Below are 1,218 nucleotides of genomic sequence, written 5' to 3' on the forward strand. Positions count from 1 at the left end.
CCTCAATGTGATCTGCTCACCGAGCAGGAAATGGCCGCCGAGCAGCATCCAGAACGGCATCGTGTTGACCAGCAGCGTGTTGCGGGCAACGGTCGTATGCTCCAGGCCGACATAAAGGCAAAGGAACTCGATGCCGAAAAGCGCGCCAACCACGATGCCGGCGAGCAAGGTCCCGTCGCGCGTGAAAAGCGCGATGCCGCGCCACCGGCACCAGGCAAAGACACACAGGCCGCCGATGATCGAGCGCGCGATCGACAGGAAGACCGGGTCATAACCAGCGTAGGAGATCTTGGCGGCGACGTAATTCAACCCCCAGGAAAAGGTCAGCCCGACCATGATGGCGGCGGCGGCCATGTCGACCGTGTCGCGCCGGTCGAGCGCGTCACTGGCGCCGCTCACGATCAGTCCTCCGCGCTGGCGTCGTCGAAGCCGATCAGGTTCCAGCTCTGGCGCATGTGCGGCGGCATTGGCGCGGTGACATCGATGACGCCCTTGTCGGGATGCGGAATGATGATGCGGCGGGCGTGCAGATGCAGGCGGTTTTGAATGCCCCCTGGAAAGTCCCAGTTGGTGTCGGCCTCGAAATATTTCGGATCGCCCAGGATCGGGCAGCCGATGTAGGCGGCGTGGACACGAAGCTGGTGGGTGCGGCCCGTATAGGGCTCCATTTCAAGCCAGGTCATCGTCTGCGCAGCCTGCTCGATGATGCGGTAGTAGGAGACGGCGTGATCGGCGCCCTTTTCGCCATGCGCGGCGACACGCACGCGGTCACCGTCCGGCGTCGGCTCCTTGATCAGCCAGGTCGAGATCTTGTCCTCGCGCTTGGGCGGCACGCCCTTGACCAGCGCCCAATAGGTCTTCTTGGTCTCGCGGGCGCGAAACGCTTCCGAGAGCTTCATGGCGGCCAGCCGGGTGCGGGCGACGACCAGAACACCTGAAGTGTCGCGGTCGAGCCTGTGAACCAGTCTGGGCTTCTCGCCCTTCTGGCTGCGCCAGGCCTCCAGCATGTCGTCGACATTGCGGGTGACGCCCGAGCCGCCCTGCACCGCAAGGCCCGCCGGCTTGTTGAAGACGAAAACCTTGGGATCTTCATGGATCAGCATTTTCGACAGGACATCGGCATCGCCCTGGTTGCGGATCGAGTGGCCGGTCAGCGCACTCTCGCCCTTCTTGTCGACCTCGAGCGGTGGGACGCGAACCATCTGGCCGGGCTCGACA

General features: G+C 64.0%; 2 protein-coding genes. Both read right to left on the minus strand.

Going from position 1 to position 1,218, the window contains the following annotated elements:
* On the minus strand, positions 1-354 hold a 354-nt coding region (locus EN984_RS35230; RefSeq protein ID WP_164765953.1), incomplete at its 3' end, for a DMT family transporter.
* A 47-nt stretch (positions 355-401) separates the two neighbouring features.
* Positions 402-1,218: RluA family pseudouridine synthase (locus EN984_RS35235; protein ID WP_164765952.1), on the minus strand; the 817-nt coding region annotated here is incomplete at its 5' end.

Origin of the sequence: Mesorhizobium sp. M7A.F.Ca.CA.004.12.1.1 (assembly GCF_003997835.1) — a bacterium.
GTDB lineage: Bacteria > Pseudomonadota > Alphaproteobacteria > Rhizobiales > Rhizobiaceae > Mesorhizobium.